A 19,171-nucleotide genomic window follows, 5' to 3' on the forward strand; every position below is an offset into this window, starting at 1 on the left:
GCGGACCGGCGCGCCTGCTGCCAATAATCATGGCGAACGAGAGCACGGTCCGCAGTGTGCCACACGCCCGGACCGGACACGCGGCAGTCTCACTATGCGGTCGGGCTGTCCACCGCCGCCCAGCGCCGGAGCGCCGCGGTGGCCCGTGCACGGTCCCGGGGCGCCAGCTTCTCGATGCTCACGACGTGGCTGGTGCGCGGGGCCAGGTAGACGTGCGCGTCCCGGCTGCCCTTGCCCGTGCGGAAGGGCTCGGCCCGGGCGGGATCCACCTCGCCGTACACGAACAGCAGCTCGCTGCCGTGGTGCCGCACCCAGCGGTCGATGTCGGGCATGGCGTCCGGCCGGAAACGCAGCGGAATGCTGCGCGGCACATAGGTGCGCATCTCCTGGATGCCGGGGTGGCGCAGCAATCCGGCGAGCTGCGGAGCGGCGAACGACACAGAGCCGAGCTGGGTGCCCAACTGGTAGTAGGACGCGGCCATGAGGGCCAGGTAGCGGTCGCTGAAGGCCCCGAGCATGGTCTTCACTGCGAACCAGGTGAGCAGCGCGTCGCCGGCGGCGGAGGGCAGGGGAATCGTGCCGCAGTCGTCCGCCTCTTCCTTCTGCATCCAGAAGAGCATGGGCAACTCCAGCACGGTGAGTTCCAGGGCGCGGTCGGCGCTGCCGATGGTGTGGAACGTGTAGCCCTGGTCTGCGGCCCAGCGTGCGAGGCGGCCCGCCATCTCCGTGCGCCGGGGCCCCAGCATCGCGCGCTGCACCGCCGTGAGCGCGCTCCGGCAAGCGGGCGTGCCCACCTGCCGGAGGAAGCGGTCCTCGGCGGTGTCGTCCCGGTTGTCGGTGTTGTTGGGTGCCGAGTACGCGACGGAGCCGGCCACATCGTGCGGGTAGAAACGCCGGTGGTAGACGGTGGCCATCCCGCCTTTGCTGCCGCCGGTGGAGATCCAGGCGGCGCGGTAGACCGTCTTGAGGGCCCGGACCAGCCGGTGGTGATCGCTCGCCGCCTGCCAGATGTCGAGTTCCGACCAGTCGGTGATGCGGGGGCGGGACGTGCCGAAGTACCGCTGCTCGACGCTGATCTGGTTGCCGTCCACGATCCTGGTCGGCTCGGAACGGAATGCGGAATCCTCGGTATTGAGGTCGTAGCCGCCGGTGTAGAGCACCATCGGCCGGTCGGTGGACCGGTGGAGCAGCGACAGCCGCTGCTCGAAGCTGCCCTTGCCGGGGTGCCGGTGGTCGACGGGCTGGCGGTAGAGCAGCGCGAAGGAGCGGTAGCCGGCCGGGGCGGGGTTCTCCTTGACCACCCGCATCCCGGGCACGGCCGCGATCCGGGCCCGGAGGTCGTCGGCGGACGGGCGGGACACGGCCGTGCGCACCGTGGGGGACGGCGCGGTGGCCGGGTGCGCCCCGCCGGTCCGGGCCGTCGCCGTGGACGGGGCCGCGACTGCGGAGGCCAGCAGGCCGGTGAGCAGCAGCGGCAGGCATAACTGTCTCGTGATCTTCATGCCGCCAGCCAACCAGCGGGCGCCTCGCGTGCCTATCCCGGAACCGGCCCTACCGCAGGCGGGGAGGGCCGGTTCCGGTCAGGACGGACACCCTCAGTCCAGGACGGACACCCTCGGTCCGGGACGGACACCCTCGGTCCGGGGCGGACGCGCCTTCAGTCGGCGACCGGCTCCCCCACCCGCGTCCGGCCGGCTCCCGTGCCCTGGCCCTGCTTGCCGACGCGGTTCAGGTCGATGCCGCGGGTCTCGCGCATGGTCAGGTAGACGACCAGCGAGACGGCTGCGCAACCGGCCACGTACCAGGGAAAAGCCGACTCGATGCCGGACTGCTTCAGCCGCAGTGCCAGCGGCTCGGCGGTGCCGCCGAAGAGCGCGTTGGCAAGGGCGTACGGGAGAGCGACGCCGAGTGACCGGATGCCGGTGGGGAACAGCTCGGCCTTCACACAGGCGTTGATCGAGGTGTAGCCGGTGACGATCACCAGGGCGAGCAGGGCGAGGCCGAGGGCCGGCCAGAAACTGCCTGCGTACTTGAGCAGTGACATGATCGGCACGGTCAGGAAGGTGCCGCCGACCGCGAAGGTGATCAGCAGCGGGCGCCGGCCGATCCGGTCCGAGAGCGCCCCGGCGAGCGGCTGGAGGCACATGAACACGAACAGCGCACAGAAGCTGACCAGGGTCGCGGTCTGCTTGGGCAGCCCCGCGGTCCCCGACAGGTACTTGGTCAGGTAAGTCGTGTAGGTGTAGTAGGCGACGGTGCCGCCCATGGTCAGGGCGATGACCAGGAACGCCTCGCGCTTGTGCTGCCACAGCGCCTTGAGGGTGCCGCGCCCGGCCGCTTCCTTGCCCGTGTCGCCGCCGACCGTCTGGCCCGCCTCGTGGAAGACCTCGGTCTCCAGCATGTTCCGTCGCAGATAGAAGACGACGGCCGCGCCCAGTGCGCCGATGACGAACGGGATGCGCCAGCCCCAGCCGTGCAGTGCCTCGTCCGAGAGGGTGTTCTGCAGGAGGATCTGCAGCGCCAGCCCGATCAGCTGGCCCGCGGTCATGGACACGTACTGGAAGCTGGAGGCGAAGCCGCGCTTGCCCTCCGCGGAGGCCTCGGTGAGATAGGTGGCGCTCGCCGCGTACTCGCCGCCGACGGACAGCCCCTGAAGGAGCCGGGCAATCAGCAGGACAGCCACCCCGCCGTAGCCGGCGACCGCGTAGGTCGGCGCGATCGCGATGAGAATCGCGGACGCGGACATCAGGGTGACGGTGAGCGTCAGTGCGGCTTTCCGTCCACGCCGGTCACCGATCCGGCCCAGCAGCCAGCCGCCGATGGGGCGCATGATGAAGCCGACGGCGAAGATGGCCATGGTGTTGAACAGTTGTGCGGTGACATTGCCTTCGGGGAAGAAGGAGCCCGCAAAGTACACCGCGAAGCTGGAGTAGACGAACCAGTCGAACCACTCGACCATGTTCCCGGCTGAGCCCACCCAGATCTTCCGCCAGTTGGCCCTGTCACCGCTTGTATCCGTCTCACCCGGGCGTTGTGCCACGCCAGCCTCCTCGCTTCACGGGCCGATCGACCGGCCAGCGGTTACGGTCGTCGATCGGTGCGGTGGCTGACAAGGGCACGGCGGGCAACGATCAGGCGTACTTGTGTGCGTTGCGTACACGGCACACGGCACGGGCGGGCGGGCGCGGCCGGGCCCAGCAGCGCGGTGGCTCCGAGGACGGCCGGGGCCGCGAGCGGAGCCCTCTTCCGTGAGATCACTCTTGCCCCTCGTGTGGACATGCACGTGGAGCATGCACGTCAGATGGGCGCGCGCGGGGGGCGTTCGGTCACGCGCGCGCATCCGGCGGCACCAGGGGACGAAGATCACGGCTTCAAGGGGTGTGCGGTACCCCCTGCGTCAGCGCTTCGTCCAGGAACTCCCGTACGTGGCCGCGCACTTGTTCCCGGTCCGTGCCCGGGAGGCCGACGACGAGCTGGGAGCCGAAGCCGTCGAGGAGCGCGCGGGTGCGGGTCGCGAAGCGTTCGGCGTCGACGGGGCGGAACTCGCCCTTCGAGATGCCCTCGACGAGGAGGGCCACCAGGTCGCGGTGCCAGGCGAGTTCGAGGTCGAGCTGGCGTTCGCGGGTCTCGTCGTCGGCGTTCTGGGAGCGGTTCCACACCTCCAGCCACAGCGTCCAGCGCGGGTCGCGGTGACCCTCGGGGAGGTAGAGCTCGACCAGCGCGTCCAGCCGTTCGCGGGCGGGGACGCGGCGGGAGAGGGCGGCCCGGCGTTCGGTGCCGAGCTGTTCCTCGCTCCACTGCAGGGTCTGCAGCAGCAGCTCGTCCTTCGTACCGAAGTAGTAGAGGATGTGGCCGCTGCTCATGCCGACCTCGCGGCCCAGACCGGCCATGGTCAGCCGGTCCAGGCCCTCCGCGGCGATGGTCGTCATCGCCGCGGCGAGGACCTGCTCGCGGGGCTGGCTGAGCCGGCGCCGGGGGCGGCGCACGGGACCGGGCACGGGGACCTCCGGGTCGGCCGGCCGGGGTCTGCGGGTCAGACCCCGGGCTGCTGCTGGGTGATGCAGTGGATGCCGCCACCCGCTGCGAAGATCGTACGGGCGTCCACCACGGTCACCGTCCGCCCGGGGAAGAGCCGGCGGAAGATCGCGGCCGCCTCCTCGTCGCGCGGGTCGTCGAAGCCGCAGAGGATCACACCCTCGTTGCAGAGGTAGTGGTTGATGTAGGAGTAGTCGACCAGCTCGCCGTCCTCCTCCAGGACGGTCGGCGCCGGCACCTCGACGACCTCCAGGCGGCGGCCCCTGGCGTCGGTCGAGGAACGCAGCAGCTTGGCGATCTCGTGGCAGATCGCGTGGTCGGGGTGGTCGGGGTCGGGCTGGGTGTGTACGAGGACGACGCCGGGGCGGGCGAAGGCCGCGACGATGTCGACATGGCCGCGGGTGCCGAACCGGCCGTAGTCGGCAGCCAGGCCGCGCGGCAGCCAGATCGCCTTGGTGCTGCCGAGGTGCGCGTGGATCTCGGCCTCGACCTCCTCCTGGCTGCGGCCGCGGTTGCGGCCCGGGTCGAGCTGCACGGTCTCGGTGAGCAGGACGGTGCCCTCGCCGTCGACGTGGATGCCGCCGCCCTCGTTGACCAGGGGCGTGGCATAGCGGCGGGCGCCGGCCAGCCCGCAGACCTGCTCGGCGATCTTCTGGTCGAGGTCCCAGCGGGCCCATTCCTGGGCACCCCAGCCGTTGAACACCCAGTCGGTGGCGGCCAGCCGGCCCTTGCCGTCGGTGAGGAAGGTGGGACCGATGTCGCGCATCCAGGCGTCGTTCAGCGGGCGCTCGACGAGGTCGATGCCGTCGCCGAGGAGCGCGCGGGCGCCCTCGGACTGCCCCGGTCCCGCGACGACGGTGACCGGCTCGAAACGGCGCACGGCGCGGGCGACCGCGGCCCAGGCGCGGCGGGCGCCCTCCAGGGTCTCGCCGCCCTCCTCGCCGAAGGTGAAGTTGGGTCCTGGCCAGGCCATCCAGGTGCGCTCGTGACGGGCCCACTCCGGGGGCATGCAAAAGCCGTCGGCGGCAGGGGTGTTCATGCGGGGGTCCTCACGGTTCACGGTGACGGTCGGTGTCACGGCTGTCGGTGGCGGGCGATGGGCGGCAGGCGGCCGGCAGGCACGGGGGCCCGCCGCGCCGGCCGCGGCGGCGTCACGGGCCGTGCCGTCACAGGAAGTACAGGCGCGAGAGCGAGACGGTGTCGGCCGGCTCCGAGCGCATCGGGTCGCCGTCGAGGGTGACCAGGCCGCTGCGCCCGTCGACCTGCACCTGCCCGACCCGGGAATTGTGGACGAGGTCGCCGGGGCCGATACCGCGGGTGCCGCGGACGGCGACCCGGCGGCGGCGGGTGGGCATCCCGTCACCGCCCGCTTCGGCCGCGGCGCGCGCGACGAAGGCGACGGAGATCTCGGCGGGGGCCGCCCCGTGCGCGCCGAACTGCGGGCCGAGCACCAGGGGTTCGCAGGTGTCGGTGGCGGCGTTCGGGTCGCCGGTGACGCCGTAGGCGGGGAACCCGGACTTCAGCACCAGCTGCGGCTTGGCACCGAAGTACTGCGGCTTCCACAGCACGATGTCGGCCATCTTGCCGGCCTCGATCGACCCGATCTCGTGCGAAAGGCCGTGCGCGAGGGCGGGGTTGATGGTGAGCTTGGCGACGTAGCGCAGCACCCGGGCGTTGTCGTCATGCGGGCCGTCGCCTTCCATGGGCCCGAGTTCGGCCTTCATCTTGCCCGCCATCGCGAACGTGCGGCGTACGGTCTCGCCCGCGCGGCCCATGCCCTGGGCGTCGGAGGAGGTGATGCCGATCGCCCCGAGGTCGTGCAGCACGTCCTCGGCGCCCATCGTGCCGGCCCGGATGCGGTCGCGGGCCATGGCGGCGTCGCCCGGCAGATCGGTCTTCAGGTCGTGGACCGAGACGATCATGCCGTAGTGCTCGGCGACCGCGTCCCGCCCGAAGGGAAGGGTGGGGTTGGTGGAGGAGCCGATGACGTTGGGGACGCCGGCCATCTTGAGGACGTTGGGGACATGGCCGCCGCCGCAGCCCTCGATGTGGAAGGCGTGGATGGTCCGGCCGTCCAGGACGCGCAGGGTGTCCTCGACGGTGAGGCATTCGTTGAGGCCGTCGCTGTGCAGCGCGACCTGGACGTCGTGCTCCTCGGCGACGCGCAGCGCGGTGTCCAGGGCGCGGGCGTGCGCGCCCATGTCCTCGTGCACCTTGAAGCCGCAGGCGCCGCCCTCGGCGAGCGCTTCGACCAGCGGGGCCTCGCCGGAGGAGGAGCCACGGCCGAGGAAGCCGATGTTGACCGGCCAGGCGTCGAAGGCGCGGAAGGCGTGCCCCAGCGCCCAGGGGGAGTTGACGCCGACGCCCCAGACCGGCCCGAATTCCTGACCGATGATCGTGGTCACGCCGGAGGCCAGCGAGGCTTCCATGACGCGCGGCGAGAGCAGATGGACATGGGTGTCGACCGCGCCCGCGGTGGCGATCATGCCCTCGCCGGAGACGATCGAGGTGCCGGTGCCGACGACGACATCGACGCCGTCGAGGGTGTCGGGGTTGCCGGCCCGGCCTATCGCGTGGATCCGGCCCTCGCGGATGCCGATGGACACCTTGCGGATGCCCTGGACGGCGTCGATGACCAGCACATTGCTGATCACCACGTCGCAGGTCTCGCGGACCGCCGCGGCCTTGAGGTGCAGCCCGTCCCGGGCGGTCTTGCCGAAGCCGGCCAGGAACTCGTCGCCGGGCTTCTGGGCGTCGGACTCGACCCGGACGACCAGGCCCGAGTCGCCGAGGACGACCCGGTCGCCGGCCCGCGGGCCGTGTACCGACGCGTACTCGTGAGGGTCGATGGTGCCGGTCATGCCTGTTCCTCCGCTCCCAGGTAGCCGCAGGCGGCGGCCCGCCGCAGCGCTTCGGTCTTCGCGCCCGGTGCGTCCAGCGGGCCGTCCACCAGACCGGCGAAGCCGATCGCGATCCGGTCGCCGCCGATCGGGACCAGACCGACCTCCTCGGCGCCGCCGGGATCGAACCGCACCGACGAGCCGGCCGGGACGCACAGCCGCATGCCGTACGCGGCGCCGCGGTCGAAGTCCAGCCGCGGGTTGGCCTCGAAGAAGTGGAAGTGCGAGGTGACGCTGACGGGCACGGTCGCGGTGTTGCGCACGGTCAGCACGACCGCGGGCGCGGGCTCCGGGGCGGCCGGCCCGGGCAGCACCGCGCCGGGCGCGGGCCCCCGGCGGCGCTCCCCGTCCCGCGCACCGGCGCCGATCGGGTCGCTGACCACCGCGAGCCGGGATCCGTCGTCGAAGACGGCCTCCACATGCACCTCGGTGACCACGTCGGCCACGCCCGGCAGCACATCGCCGGGGCCGAGCACACTGCGCGCCGCCTCGATGGCCTGAGCGAGGCGGCGCCCGTCCCGCGCCGCCTCGCAGACTGTGTCCGCGATCAACGCGGTCGCCTCGGGCACATTCAGCTTCAGCCCGCGGGCCCGGCGCGTACGCGCCAGCTCGGCCGCGCCGAACAGCAGCAGCCGGTCGCGTTCCGTCGGGGTCAACCGCATCCCGCCACTCCTCCCGATCGATTAGAGCAGCACTCTAACCACGAAAACGCCCGGGAGGAAAGCATTGACCGCGGGCACTGGGATGAGCGACATTGAGCGCTGCTCTAAAAAGGCGGCAGGTAGCGCGCCGCACCACACGATCCCGACAGCGCGAGCACGGCGCGCAGCCCGGCGGTGCGCCGTGCGGTGGGACCGGCACGCGGCCGCCCACCGCACCGCGCGACGCGTACCCGGAGCACCGCACGGCGCGGCACGCACCCGGAGCGCCGCACGCCCCGCCCCGCTCGCCCACTGTTGTCCGGCCTCTCAGGGGAGCCCTCATGCCGATAGAACAACGCGGAGTCGACACCGTCCCGGAGGAGGAACGCACCAGCGGCCCTCGCGACCTGATCTCGATCCTGCTCGGGTCGAACCTCGCCCTCGGCGTGGTGATCTTCGGCTGGCTCCCGGTCTCCTTCGGGCTCGGTTTCTGGCCCTCGGTGAGCTCCCTGGCGGCCGGCACCGCCGCCGGCACCCTGCTCACCGCCCCGCTCGCGCTGGTGTCCCTGCGCAGCGCCACCAACCTGTCCACCAGCAGCGGCGCCCACTTCGGCGTGCGCGGCCGGCTCATCGGCTCGGTCATCGGCCTGCTGCTGTCGCTGGGCTACACCGCGCTGACGCTGTGGGTGGGCGGGGACGCGGTCGTCGGCACCCTGCACCGCCTGACCGGGCTGCCGTCGAGCGGGGTGACGTACGCGCTGGTCTACGCCCTGCTGGCGGGCGCCACCGCGGTCGGCGCGGTCTACGGCTACCGGGTGCTGCTGCGGCTGAGCAAGGTGCTCGCCATCGGTCTGACCGTGCTGCTGGCCGTCGGCGTCGTCGCGTACGCGGGCACCTTCACCACCGCAGCGCCGCACGGCAGCAGCTATCTGCTCGGCGGCTTCTGGCAGACCTGGCTACTGGCCGCCGTCTCCGCGGGGCTCAGCGGCCCGATCGCGTTCATCACCCTGCTCGGCGACTACAGCCGCTACATCTCCCCGCACCGGCACAGCTCCACGAAGGTCTTCGGCGCCACCTGTCTGGGCCTGCTGATCGGCCTCCTGGTGCCGCAGCTCTTCGGTACGTTCACCGCGCTCGCCGTCGGCGCGGGAAAGGACTACGCGGGCCCGCTGGTGGCCGGCGCACCGTTCTGGTATCTGGCGCTGCTGCTGCTCAACGCCTCGGCCGGCTCGGTCGGCAACGCCGGTCTGATGCTCTACAGCATGGGCCTCGACCTGGACGCGATCCTGCCGCGCGCCACCCGTACCCAGGCCACTTACGTCGTCGCGGGCCTCTCGACCGCGCTGGTCTACGCCGGTCACTTCCTGTGGGCCGCGCAGGACGCGATGACCTCGTTCGTCCTGCTGATGACGGCCGTCGGCACACCCTGGGCGGTGATCACCGTGATCGGCTTCGCCCGCTGCCGCGGCACGTACGACCCGGAGTCCCTGCAGGTCTACAACCGCGGCACCCGCGGCGGCGTGTACTGGTACCGGGCGGGCTGGCACGTCCGGGCCGCCGTCGCCTGGGCACTGGGCTCGGCGGTCGGCCTGACGGGCGTGGACACGCCGTTCTTCCAGGGGCCGCTGCTCCCGCTGACCGGTGGCATCGACCTCAGCTTCCTGCTCGCGGCGGCCGTGAGCGGCCTCGCCTACCTGGCCCTCACCGCCCGGGACCCGCGCCCGGTCGCGCCGCCGCTAGCCGTGCCGCCCGCTCCCCCGGCCTCCGCCACGGCGAAAGCCCTCGCCCAGGCCCCGGCAGAGGCCCCAGCGGAGGCCGGCTGAGCCGCCCGGGGCAGGGCCTGGGCCGCCCCCGGCGCAAGGTCGGCGGCGGCCTCGGTCGTGTGCGGGGGCGGCCCCGGCCGGGTGCACGAAGCCCTCGGTCCGGTGCGGGAGCGGCCCGGCCGGGTGCGGCGAGAGTTCAGGCCCTGTCCCGGGAAGCCCGGATCAGCCCAGCGGGTGCATCCAGCCGTGCTTGTCCTCGCCGATACCGCGCTGGACGTCGAGGAGCGCGTCCCGCAGCTTCAGCGTGACCTTGCCGGGCTCACCACCGGACTGGACCCACTCGCCGCCCGCGCTCTTGACCGTGCCGACGGGAGTGATCACAGCGGCCGTACCGCAGGCGAAGACCTCGGTGAGGGTGCCGTTCTCCGTGTCGGTCTTCCACTGGTCGATGGAGACCCGGGCCTCCTCCGACGCGTAGCCCAGGTCGCGGGCGACGGACAGCAGGGAGTCACGGGTGACACCGGCGAGAAGGGAGCCGGTCAGCGTGGGCGTGACGATCTTGTCGCCGTACACGAAGTACAGGTTCATGCCGCCCAGCTCCTCGACCCACTTGTGCTCCACGGCGTCGAGGTAGGCGACCTGGTCACAGCCGTGCGCGGCGGCCTCGGCCTGGGCGAGCAGCGACGCGGCGTAGTTGCCGCCGGTCTTGGCGTCGCCCATACCGCCGGGGACGGCGCGCACCCGGTCCTCGGACAGCCAGATGGAGACGGGCTTGACGCCACCGGCGAAGTACGCGCCGGCGGGCGAGGCGATGACCACGAAAAGGTACTCGTTGGCGGGCTTCACGCCCAGCCCGACCTCGGTGGCGATCATGAAGGGGCGCAGGTAGAGCGACTCCTCGCCGCCGTGCGCCGGCACCCAGTTCTTGTCCTGCTGGACGAGCAGGTCACAGGCCTCGATGAAGGTCTCGACGGGCAGCTCCGGCATGGCCAGCCGGCGCGCGGAGGCCTGGAAGCGCCGGGCGTTGGCGTCGGGGCGGAACGTGGCGACGGAGCCGTCGGGCTGCCGGTAGGCCTTCAGGCCCTCGAAGATCTCCTGCGCGTAGTGCAGGACGTTGGTCGCCGGGTCGAGGGAGAGCGGCCCGTACGGCACGAGCTGGCCGTCGTGCCAGCCGCGGCCCTCCGTCCACTTGATCGTCACCATGTGATCGGTGAAGTGGCGGCCGAAGCCGGGGGCGGCGAGGATCTGCGCCCGCTCCGTGTCGGAGAGCGGATGCGCGGAGGGCTTGAGCTCGATGGTGGGCGTCGTCATGGATGCGTGTCCTTCACTGCGTGTTCCGATACCTGGGGGTACCTCCCAGCGTTCACTGGGGGAGCGTCACCGGCCCGGCTTTCCGGCCGGGGGTCAGGGGGTCGGCCCCCACCATGCGGCACCGGTGCGGTGTGGCGACCACGCTCGAAATCCTGAACGTACCGGTCGTTACTGGGACGTCCGAGTTTCCTCGCGGGCGGCGATGCCACGTCCGATTATCGCCCGTGGGTCTCCGCCGCCGGAACCGAGGGCGTGTTCCGGCTCCGATGGTCGCACCCCACGGGGCCGTAAGCCCAGAGCGGACCCACGCGAACAGCGCCGGGCCTGGTGGGGCCCGGCGCTGTTCGTGGTGCGTGTCTGCGCTGCGGGCCTCAGCCGGCTACGCGTACGGCGAGCGCGTCGCCGATCTCGTCCGTGCTGCGCGCCGAGCCGTCCCTGGCCTCCAGGTCGGCCGCCACGGCCTCCTCGATGCGGGCGGCCTGCGGCGCGAAACCGAGGTGGCGCAGGAGCAGCGCCACGGAGAGGATCGTCGCCGTGGGGTCGGCCTTGCCGGTGCCCGCGATGTCCGGTGCGGAGCCGTGGACCGGCTCGAACATCGAGGGGAACTCGCCCGTCGGGTTGATGTTCCCGGAGGCGGCCAGGCCGATACCGCCGGTGACGGCCGCCGCGAGGTCGGTGAGGATGTCGCCGAAGAGGTTGTCGGTGACGATCACGTCGAACCGCTCGGGCTGGGTGACGAAGAAGATCGTCGCGGCGTCGACGTGCAGGTAGTCGGTGGTGACCTCGGGGTACTCCTGGCCGACCTTGTCGAAGATGTTCTTCCACATGTGGCCCGCGTACACCAGGACATTGTTCTTGTGCACCAGCGTCAGCTTCTTGCGCGGGCGGGCGTTGGCCCGCTCGTACGCGTCGCGGACCACGCGCTCGACGCCATAGGCGGTGTTGAGGCTGACCTCGGTGGCGACCTCGGCGGGGGTGCCGGTGCGCAGGCTGCCGCCGTTGCCGGTGTACGGGCCCTCGGTGCCCTCGCGGACGACCACGAAGTCGATGTCGGGGCGGCCGGCGAGCGGCGTGGCGGTGTTCGGGAAGAGCTTCGACGGGCGCAGGTTCACGAAGTGGTCGAAGGCGAAGCGGAGCTTGAGCAGCAGCCCGCGCTCCAGCACACCGGAGGGTACGGACGGGTCTCCGATCGCGCCGAGCAGGATCGCGTCGTGCTGCTTCAGCGACTCCATCTCCTCGTCGGGAAGGGTCTCACCGGTCGCATGCCATCGCCGGGCACCGAGGTCGTACTCCTTGGTTTCCAGCTTGACGTCCTGCGGGAGGACCGCGGTCAGGACCTTCAGGCCCTGGGCCACGACTTCCTGGCCGATACCGTCACCGGGGATCACTGCGAGGCGAATGCTGCGAGACATGGGGGGACCCTACTCTCCGTCCCATTGATTGACACGTAACGTCCGCCATACGGACACGTGGGTAGTCGGTCAACCGCCGTTCACCCGCTGTCCCCGTCGCGGTCGGGTGTCCCTGCGACATTCGGCGGCATGACTGGAAACACCCGGGGGACCCACCCGCCCTCGCACACCCCGCGCGTCGGCATACCGGAGCGGCTTGCGGCCCGGATGAGCATGCCCGAGCAGCACGACTACCTCCGCACGAAGCTGAGCCGCCGCGGTCTGCTGCGCACCTCGGCCGCGACCGCGGGAGTGGTGGCCGGCTCCGGCCTGCTGGCCGGTTCGGCCCAGGCCTCCCCCACCCTGCTCGCCGCGTCGTCCGCCGCCCGCGTCGACGGTGCGCTGGTCGCCCCGTTCGGCCGCCACCTGGCCTTCGGCGCCGACCCCAAGAGCCAGATGCGGGTGAGCTGGCAGGTGCCGCTCGCCGTGCGGCGGCCGTATCTGCGGGTGGGTCTCAAACCCTGGGACCTCGGGCGCAAGATCGACGCCGAGGTGCGCGATCTGCACACCCCGTCGCTGTCGGCCAAGCTGCCGGCCGTGCAGCAGTACTACCTGCACGCCGCCCTGGACGGGCTGCGCCCGGGAACGACGTACTACTACGGCGTGGGCCACGACGGCTTCGACCCGGCCGACCCCCGCCACTTCTCCGCCCTCGGCACCTTCCGCACCGCCCCGGCCCGCCCCGGGACGTTCGTCTTCACGGCCTTCGGCGACCAGGGCGTGAGCTACCACGCCCTCGCCAACGACCAGTTGATCCTGGGTCAGAACCCCTCCTTCCACCTGCACGCGGGCGACATCTGCTACGCGGACACCGACGGCGACGGCTCCGAGCACGACGCCTACGACGCCCGGGTCTGGGACCAGTTCCTCGCGCAGACCGAGTCGGTGGCCAAGTCCGTGCCGTGGATGGTGACCACCGGCAACCACGACATGGAGGCCTGGTACTCCCCCCATGGTTACGGCGGCCAGAACGCCCGCTGGACACTCCCGGGGAACGGCCCGGACGCCAAGAACGCCCCCGGCGTCTACTCGTTCACCTACGGCAACACCGCGGTCGTCGCCCTGGACGCCAACGACGTCTCGTACGAGATCCCCGCCAACCAGGGCTACACCAACGGCAGGCAGACCCGTTGGCTGGACCGCAGGCTGGCGGAGCTGCGCGCCACCGACGGCATCGACTTCCTCGTGGTCTTCTTCCACCACTGCGCCTTCTCCACCACCAACTCGCACGCCTCCGACGGTGGGGTGCGCGACGCCTGGCTGCCGCTGTTCGAGAAGCACCAGGTGGACCTGGTCATCAACGGGCACAACCACGTCTACGAGCGGACCGATGCCCTCAAGGGCGGCCGGGTCAGCAAGAAGATGCCGATCGGTGAGAGCGTCGACACCACGCGCGAGGGCATCGTGTACGTCACCGCCGGCGGCGCGGGCCGGGCGCTGTACGACTTCCCCGCGCCCGACAGCTACGAGGGCCACGTGAAGGACGTCGACCACATCGACACCTACCACTGGGCCAAGGGCCAGGAGAAGAACAAGGACACCGCGGAATGGTCCCGGGTCCGCTACACCGGCTACTCCTTCATCGCCGTGGAGGTCTCGCCCGGCCACCGTCCGCGGATGAAGGTCACCGCCCTCGCCGAGTCCGGCGAACGCATCGACCACTTCGAGGTGACCCGCCCCCCCGCGCAGTGAGACAGGGAACGATCACCCGCAGGGGCGCCCGGGATCCGGGCGCCCCGCACGTTCGGCACGCTCAGGGGGATCCGGGATCCGAACGCCCCTGATACTCAGCGGTGCTCAGGAGAGGAAGAGCCACCGGGCCACGGACAGCCGGATCCGCCAGCAGCAACGGCAGGGCACCGACGCCGGCCGCGACAGCACCGACCCGGGTCGCGCGCGCATCATCTCAGTGCCCGGTGGAGCCGCCGTTGTCACGGCGGTCGAGGGCGCGCTGGAGAGCTGCCGCGGCGTTCCTGCGGTCGGCGTCGCTGGTCGTACGGGCGGAGTGACGGGTCCTGCGGACGGCAGTCTCAGCCATGATTCACGTCTCCTATGCCAGAGCCCCGAGAACAAATGGGATGCGTAGATCCAGAAGCGGCCGGAAGGGGCGGGGGCCTCGGCGCGGCAGGGGTCACCTGCGCTTGCGCACCGGGCCACATCCGCAATCGCTCGATGGAGCGTTACGTTCGGCTTCCTACAACGCTAGGACAGCTCAGCCGTGATGTCTGCACAATTACTTGGGCTTCCTACTATCTGAGACGGCGGGCGGGTACTCGAACGAGTGATCTATGAACATCCGCAGGTCGAGGGCGTGGCCGGCTTCCTGTCTTGGCGGTGTCGCTTGTGCCACGACGCCGAGCCCGCCCACACTGAGCGCGACCGGGAACGCAAGCGCCGCGCCTACGCCCGCGCCGGCATCCCGGTCTGCGTCCTCATCGACGACTTCGATGACCGCGGCACCGTCAGCGTGCTCACCTCGCCCCGCCCCGACGACGGGGTCGACAGCGACGCGCACTGTGTCGCGTACGGCACCGAAGTCACCCTCCCCGACGGCCCCGCCAAGGGCTTCACCATCGGTGAGGCCCTCACCGGCCCGCCGCGCAGCACCTGAGAACAGGCCGACGGCCCGGCGCCCCCGGAGAGAGGGGTGCCGGGCCGTCGGCGTGCGTGCCGCCCGAGGGTCAGCCCATGTGCGGGTAGCGGTAGTCCGTCGGCGGGACCAGGGTCTCCTTGATGGAGCGGGTGGAGGTCCAGCGCATCAGGTTCTGCTTGGCGCCGGCCTTGTCGTTGGTGCCGGACGCGCGGCCGCCGCCGAAGGGCTGCTGGCCGACGACGGCGCCGGTCGGCTTGTCGTTGATGTAGAAATTGCCGGCCGCGAAGCGCAGCAGCTCGCAGGTGCGGGCGGCCTCGGCACGGTCCTGGGCGATGACGCAACCGGTCAGGCCGTACGCCGAGGCGGACTCCATCTGGGTGAGCATCGCGTCGTAGTCGGCGTCGTCGTAGACGTAGACGCCGAGGATCGGGCCGAAGTACTCGTCCTTGAAGATCTCGTTCTCCGGGTCGGTGGAGACCAGGACCGTCGGGCGGACGAAGTAGCCCTCGCTGTCGTCGTAAGTGCCGCCGGCCACGACCTCGACGGTCGGGTCGGCCTTGGCGCGGTCGATCGCCGCCTTGTTCTTGGCGAACGAGCGCTCGTCGATGACGGCGGACATGAAGTTCGACAGGTCCGCGACATCGCCCATGGAGAGGGAGTCGACCTCGGCGGCGAACTCTTCCTTGAGGCCGCTGTTCCACAGCGACGCCGGGACGTACGCGCGGGAGGCCGCGGAGCACTTCTGGCCCTGGAACTCGAAGGCGCCACGGGTCATGGCGGTCTTCAGCACGGCGCGGTCGGCCGAGGGGTGGGCGACGATGAAGTCCTTGCCGCCGGTCTCGCCGACGAGCCGCGGGTAGGTCTTGTAGTTCTCGATGTTGTTGCCGACCGTCTTCCACAGGTACTGGAAGGTCTTGGTCGAACCGGTGAAGTGGATGCCCGCCAGGTCGGGGTGGGTCAGCGCCACCTCGGAGACGTCCTTGCCGTCACCGGTGACGAGGTTGATGACGCCCTTGGGCAGCCCGGCCTCCTCCAGCAGCTGCATCAGCAGCACGGCGGCGTAGGTCTGCGTCGGGGACGGCTTCCAGACCACGGTGTTGCCCATGAGGGCGGGCGCGGTCGGGAGGTTGCCGGCGATCGCGGTGAAGTTGAAGGGCGTGATCGCGTAGACGAAGCCCTCGAGGGGGCGGTGGTCCGAGCGGTTCCAGACGCCCGGGGAGTTCGCCGGGGGCTGCTCGGCGAGGATCTGGCGCGCGAAGTGCACGTTGAAGCGCCAGAAGTCGATGAGCTCACAGGGGGTGTCGATCTCGGCCTGCTGGGCGGTCTTGGACTGGCCGAGCATGGTCGCGGCGGCCATCGTCTCGCGCCAGGGGCCGGAGAGCAGGTCGGCGGCCTTGAGGATGATCGCGGCGCGGTCGTCGAAGGACAGCGCGCGCCACGCCGGGGCGGCGGCCAGCGCGGCGTCCACCGCGTCCTGGCCGTCCTTGACGGTGGCGTTGGCGTACGTACCGAGCCGGGAAGCGTGGTTGTGCGGCTGCACGACGTCGAAACGCTCGCCGCCGCCCATCCGGCGCTCGCCGCCGATGGTCATCGGCAGCTCGATCGGGTTGCCGGCCAGCTCCTTGAGCTTGGCCTCCAGACGGGAACGCTCCGGGCTGCCGGGGGCGTAGGTGTGGACCGGCTCGTTCACCGGCACGGGGACCTGGGTCACAGCGTCCATAGCGGCCGTGTCTCCTTCGATTTCGCTCGTCGGTTGTTCGTACGTCGGTGGTGCGGCCGCGGCCGCGTCGGGTGGGCGGCTGCGGGCGGCGCCGTCCGGGAGGCACCCCGGGCTTCCAGCATCCACCCGCGCCCGCCCTCGCGGGGCGCTCAGCCGCGGGTTGCCAGCGACCTCAGGAAGAACGCGAGGTTCGCGGGGCGCTCGGCGAGCCGGCGCATGAAGTATCCGTACCAGTCGGTGCCATAGGGGATGTACACCCGCATACGGTGTCCGTCGGCGACCAGGCGCTGCTGCTCGCCCTCGCGGATGCCGTACAGCATCTGGAATTCGTAGTCGGCCGGCTTGCGCCCGTTGCGGTGAGCCAGCTCCTGGCCGATGGCCACCATCCGCGGGTCGTGCGACCCGATCATGGGGTAGCCCTCCCCGGCCATCAGGATCTTCAGGCAGCGCACATACGCCTTGTCGACCTCCCGCTTGTCCTGGAAGGCGACGGTCGCGGGCTCTTTGTACGCGCCCTTGACCAGCCGTACCCGGGAGCCTTCCCCGGCGAGCGCATGGCAGTCGTCCTCGGTACGGAAGAGGTAGGACTGCAGCACCGCGCCCGTCTGGGGAAAGCGTTCCCGCAGGTCGGCGAGGATCGCGAGGGTGGAGTCGACGGTGGTGTGGTCCTCCATGTCGAGGGTCACGGTCGTGCCGGCCTCGGCGGCGGCTTCGACCACCGGAGTGACGTTCTTCAGCGCCAGCTCATGGCCGCCGGCCAGTGCCTGCCCGAAAGCGGACAGCTTGACCGACATCTCGGCCTTGACCCCGAGTCCCTGCTCCTTGAGGGCCGCGGCCAGGTTCAGGTAGGCGTCGCGATTGCGCAGCGCCTCGGCCGGGTCGGTGATGTCCTCGCCCAGGTGGTCGAGGGTGACCTCCAGGCCACGCGCGGCCAGCGACCGCACGGCCGCCATGGACTCGTCCAGGCGCTCGCCGGCGACGAACCGGTCCACCACGGGGCGGGTGACCGGGGCGGCCGCAACGATGCGGCGGATGCTGTTGCTGCGCGCTGCGGCGAGGAGCACGGGACCCAGCATGGGCACCTCCACGAATCAGGGTGACAAGTACCGGCGGACGCCGGACGGGACGGAACGCGTCGGCAAGATTGAGCCACCTGAAACTTAAGGATCTCGCCACTTCCCGGCCATCGACAGCTGTCACGCCTTCGTGGTCGGGATCTCAGACAGATGTATGAGAATGAAGGAGTGACGACCGGGTCAGGGGTGCCGTCGATGCGAGAGGTGTTCGAGGTACTGGTGTTGCCAGTGGTGCGGTGGCAGGAGACCGCTGGTGTGACGGCAAGAGACCGGAAGTGACCGGTGGTGTGACGACAGAAGAGGAGCCGGGCGGCGTATGCGGGGCGACTACCAGCAGCTCGTGGACGAGATCTCGGCGGCGCTCGGCGCCCCGGCAACACTGGAGGACCGGGACTTCGGACTGATTGCGTTCGGCGCGCACGAGGGCGACGACGACGAGGTCATGGACCCCGTGCGGACCCGCTCGATCCTGCAGCGCCGCTCGTCGGCGGCGGTACGTGCCTGGTTCGAGGCGTTCGGGATCGCCCGTGCCACCACGGCGCTGCGCATCCCGCCGGACCCGGCTGCCGGGGTCTTCAAGGGCCGCATCTGCCTGCCCGTACGCCATCGGGGCATCGTGCACGGCTATGTCTGGCTGCTGGACGACGGGCATCTGACCGATCTCGAACTGGGCAGCCGCGGCGCGCCGCCCGACCCGCGGATCGCCCAGGCGATGGAGACCGCCGCCCGGATCGGCGCGCTGCTGGCCGACGAGGCCCGCGCCGGGTCCGAACTCGGCGATCTGCTGCGGGAGTTGCTGGCAGCGCAGCCTGCCGGACTGGCGGCCGCGGCGGCCGCGCTGAGCGACGCCCTGCGGGACAGCCTGCGCTTCACCCCGGGCGTCCCGCTCACCCTGGTCGCGGTGCTCCCCTGGGACACCTCGGACACCGACGTGGCACCGCTGCCGGGCCTGCCGGGCCTGCTGGCGGCGTGTGCGCTGCCGGCGGGCGGGCCGGCCCCGGCCGGGCGGGCGGACGAGGCGGACGCCGCCGCGCAACCCGGCAACGGGCCCACCGGCCGCGCCGGGGCGGGCGCCCGTCCACAGCCCGCGGCCGCCGCGCCGGCCCTGGCCGCGCTGGTACGCCTGCGCTCGGCCGGTGCGCTCGCCCCGGCCCATGCGGTGGCCGAGCATCTGCTGCGCTCCCCGCGCGCGGGCGCCGTACCTGCCGAGGGGCGGGCGGCCCGTGGCGGCGCGCGCAACGGCGGCCCCGCCGGGCACCCCCCGCCCCGGCCGGGTGCCGCCGGAATCGGCGCCGGGACACCGGAGTTGACCGACCTCCCGGCCACCTGGCGAGAAGCGCTGGACGCGGCCCGCGCAGCCCGCGCCGAACCCCGGCTGGGCCCGGTCACCCAGTGGGACGCCCTCGGTCCGTACCGCATGCTGACCGCGCTGCCGGACACCGCCCCCGACCCGGCCATCGGACCGCTGCTGGCCCCCGCGCACGCCGAACTCGCACGCACCGCCGAGGTGTTCCTCGACTGCGCGGGCCAGGCGAGCCGCACCGCACAGGCCCTGGGCATCCACCGCCAGACGCTCTACTACCGCCTGGGCCGGGTGGAGAAGCTGACCGGCCTCGACCTGGACGACGGCGAGCACCGGCTGCTGCTGCACATGGCGCTGAAGGCGGCGCGACTGTGAGGC

15 protein-coding genes are annotated in these 19,171 nt (G+C 71.6%); 4 read left to right on the forward strand and 11 right to left on the reverse strand.

The features are described 5' to 3' along the window. Positions 1-92 precede the first annotated feature (92 nt). The 6 genes from ACGFR7_RS18340 to ureA all read right to left on the reverse strand — a co-directional run bounded on the left by ACGFR7_RS18340 (position 93) and on the right by ureA (position 7,597). On the reverse strand, positions 93-1,502 hold the full coding sequence (locus ACGFR7_RS18340; protein ID WP_393319837.1) for a S28 family serine protease: 1,410 nt from the start codon (positions 1,500-1,502) through the stop codon (positions 93-95). Between the two features lie 155 nt (positions 1,503-1,657). Next, the gene (locus ACGFR7_RS18345; RefSeq protein WP_393320178.1) at positions 1,658-2,959 is read right to left on the reverse strand and encodes an MFS transporter; all 1,302 of its coding nucleotides are present in this window, start codon (positions 2,957-2,959) and stop codon (positions 1,658-1,660) included. A gap of 412 nt (positions 2,960-3,371) precedes the next feature. Further along, positions 3,372-3,998 (reverse strand): TetR/AcrR family transcriptional regulator, encoded by a 627-nt coding sequence (locus ACGFR7_RS18350; RefSeq protein WP_393319840.1) that lies wholly within the window; start codon positions 3,996-3,998, stop codon positions 3,372-3,374. 35 nt (positions 3,999-4,033) lie between these two features. Then, a complete protein-coding gene (locus ACGFR7_RS18355) occupies positions 4,034-5,074 on the reverse strand; it encodes an agmatine/peptidylarginine deiminase (protein WP_393319843.1) in 1,041 nt (346 codons plus the stop codon). Between the two features lie 127 nt (positions 5,075-5,201). Continuing rightward, positions 5,202-6,896, reverse strand: a complete 1,695-nt coding sequence (locus ACGFR7_RS18360; protein WP_393319846.1) for an urease subunit alpha — start codon at positions 6,894-6,896, stop codon at positions 5,202-5,204. Next, positions 6,893-7,597: an urease subunit gamma gene (gene ureA / locus ACGFR7_RS18365; protein WP_393319849.1), complete on the reverse strand. Its 705-nt coding sequence runs from the start codon at positions 7,595-7,597 to the stop codon at positions 6,893-6,895. The genes ACGFR7_RS18360 and ureA overlap by 4 nt, the downstream gene beginning before the upstream one ends. A 320-nt stretch (positions 7,598-7,917) precedes the next feature. On the opposite strand from ureA, the gene ACGFR7_RS18370 reads away from it, so the two are divergent. Further along, positions 7,918-9,399, forward strand: coding sequence for a cytosine permease (locus ACGFR7_RS18370; RefSeq protein WP_393319851.1), 1,482 nt, complete (start codon positions 7,918-7,920; stop codon positions 9,397-9,399). A 162-nt stretch (positions 9,400-9,561) separates the two neighbouring features. Here ACGFR7_RS18370 and ACGFR7_RS18375 read toward each other — a convergent pair whose 3' ends face one another. Together ACGFR7_RS18375 and ACGFR7_RS18380 are read right to left on the reverse strand one after the other, a co-directional pair. Further along, on the reverse strand, positions 9,562-10,650 hold the full coding sequence (locus ACGFR7_RS18375) for a branched-chain amino acid aminotransferase (RefSeq protein ID WP_393319854.1): 1,089 nt from the start codon (positions 10,648-10,650) through the stop codon (positions 9,562-9,564). 371 nt (positions 10,651-11,021) lie between these two features. Then, on the reverse strand, positions 11,022-12,062 hold the full coding sequence (locus ACGFR7_RS18380) for a 3-isopropylmalate dehydrogenase (RefSeq protein ID WP_393319856.1): 1,041 nt from the start codon (positions 12,060-12,062) through the stop codon (positions 11,022-11,024). A gap of 129 nt (positions 12,063-12,191) precedes the next feature. Here ACGFR7_RS18380 and ACGFR7_RS18385 point away from each other — a divergent pair, with 129 nt between their 5' ends. Continuing rightward, on the forward strand, positions 12,192-13,793 hold the full coding sequence (locus tag ACGFR7_RS18385) for a fibronectin type III domain-containing protein (protein ID WP_393319858.1): 1,602 nt from the start codon (positions 12,192-12,194) through the stop codon (positions 13,791-13,793). A 214-nt stretch (positions 13,794-14,007) separates the two neighbouring features. Here ACGFR7_RS18385 and ACGFR7_RS18390 read toward each other — a convergent pair whose 3' ends face one another. Continuing rightward, complete coding sequence (locus ACGFR7_RS18390) at positions 14,008-14,139, reverse strand: hypothetical protein (protein ID WP_088800221.1); 132 nt, start codon at positions 14,137-14,139, stop codon at positions 14,008-14,010. Positions 14,140-14,382: 243 nt separating this feature from the next. On the opposite strand from ACGFR7_RS18390, the gene ACGFR7_RS18395 reads away from it, so the two are divergent. Beyond that, positions 14,383-14,712 (forward strand): hypothetical protein, encoded by a 330-nt coding sequence (locus ACGFR7_RS18395; RefSeq protein ID WP_393319861.1) that lies wholly within the window; start codon positions 14,383-14,385, stop codon positions 14,710-14,712. A 70-nt stretch (positions 14,713-14,782) separates the two neighbouring features. Here the strand turns inward: ACGFR7_RS18395 and pruA are convergent, their stop codons facing one another. Both pruA and ACGFR7_RS18405 read right to left on the reverse strand, forming a co-directional pair. Beyond that, positions 14,783-16,414, reverse strand: a complete 1,632-nt coding sequence (gene pruA, locus ACGFR7_RS18400; protein ID WP_393319864.1) for an L-glutamate gamma-semialdehyde dehydrogenase — start codon at positions 16,412-16,414, stop codon at positions 14,783-14,785. A 149-nt stretch (positions 16,415-16,563) separates the two neighbouring features. After that, positions 16,564-17,490, reverse strand: coding sequence for a proline dehydrogenase family protein (locus ACGFR7_RS18405; RefSeq protein WP_393319866.1), 927 nt, complete (start codon positions 17,488-17,490; stop codon positions 16,564-16,566). 316 nt (positions 17,491-17,806) lie between these two features. Between ACGFR7_RS18405 and ACGFR7_RS18410 the strand changes: the two genes are divergently transcribed. After that, positions 17,807-19,168 (forward strand): helix-turn-helix domain-containing protein, encoded by a 1,362-nt coding sequence (locus ACGFR7_RS18410; protein WP_393319869.1) that lies wholly within the window; start codon positions 17,807-17,809, stop codon positions 19,166-19,168. The last annotated feature ends 3 nt before the right edge of the window (positions 19,169-19,171 follow it).

This window comes from Streptomyces sp. NPDC048516 (genome assembly GCF_043199875.1).
Taxonomy (GTDB): domain Bacteria; phylum Actinomycetota; class Actinomycetes; order Streptomycetales; family Streptomycetaceae; genus Streptomyces.

Coding starts and splice junctions, on each gene's coding strand:
- ACGFR7_RS18340 (WP_393319837.1), bottom strand. CDS start 1,502: ATGAAGATCACGAGACAGTTATGCCTGCCGCTGCTGCTCACCGGCCTG.
- ACGFR7_RS18345 (WP_393320178.1), bottom strand. CDS start 2,959: ATGGTCGAGTGGTTCGACTGGTTCGTCTACTCCAGCTTCGCGGTGTAC.
- ACGFR7_RS18355 (WP_393319843.1), bottom strand. CDS start 5,074: ATGAACACCCCTGCCGCCGACGGCTTTTGCATGCCCCCGGAGTGGGCC.
- ACGFR7_RS18360 (WP_393319846.1), bottom strand. CDS start 6,896: ATGACCGGCACCATCGACCCTCACGAGTACGCGTCGGTACACGGCCCG.
- ureA (WP_393319849.1), bottom strand. CDS start 7,597: ATGCGGTTGACCCCGACGGAACGCGACCGGCTGCTGCTGTTCGGCGCG.
- ACGFR7_RS18370 (WP_393319851.1), top strand. CDS start 7,918: ATGCCGATAGAACAACGCGGAGTCGACACCGTCCCGGAGGAGGAACGC.
- ACGFR7_RS18375 (WP_393319854.1), bottom strand. CDS start 10,650: ATGACGACGCCCACCATCGAGCTCAAGCCCTCCGCGCATCCGCTCTCC.
- ACGFR7_RS18380 (WP_393319856.1), bottom strand. CDS start 12,062: ATGTCTCGCAGCATTCGCCTCGCAGTGATCCCCGGTGACGGTATCGGC.
- ACGFR7_RS18385 (WP_393319858.1), top strand. CDS start 12,192: ATGACTGGAAACACCCGGGGGACCCACCCGCCCTCGCACACCCCGCGC.
- ACGFR7_RS18390 (WP_088800221.1), bottom strand. CDS start 14,139: ATGGCTGAGACTGCCGTCCGCAGGACCCGTCACTCCGCCCGTACGACC.
- pruA (WP_393319864.1), bottom strand. CDS start 16,414: ATGGACGCTGTGACCCAGGTCCCCGTGCCGGTGAACGAGCCGGTCCAC.
- ACGFR7_RS18405 (WP_393319866.1), bottom strand. CDS start 17,490: ATGCTGGGTCCCGTGCTCCTCGCCGCAGCGCGCAGCAACAGCATCCGC.
- ACGFR7_RS18410 (WP_393319869.1), top strand. CDS start 17,807: ATGCGGGGCGACTACCAGCAGCTCGTGGACGAGATCTCGGCGGCGCTC.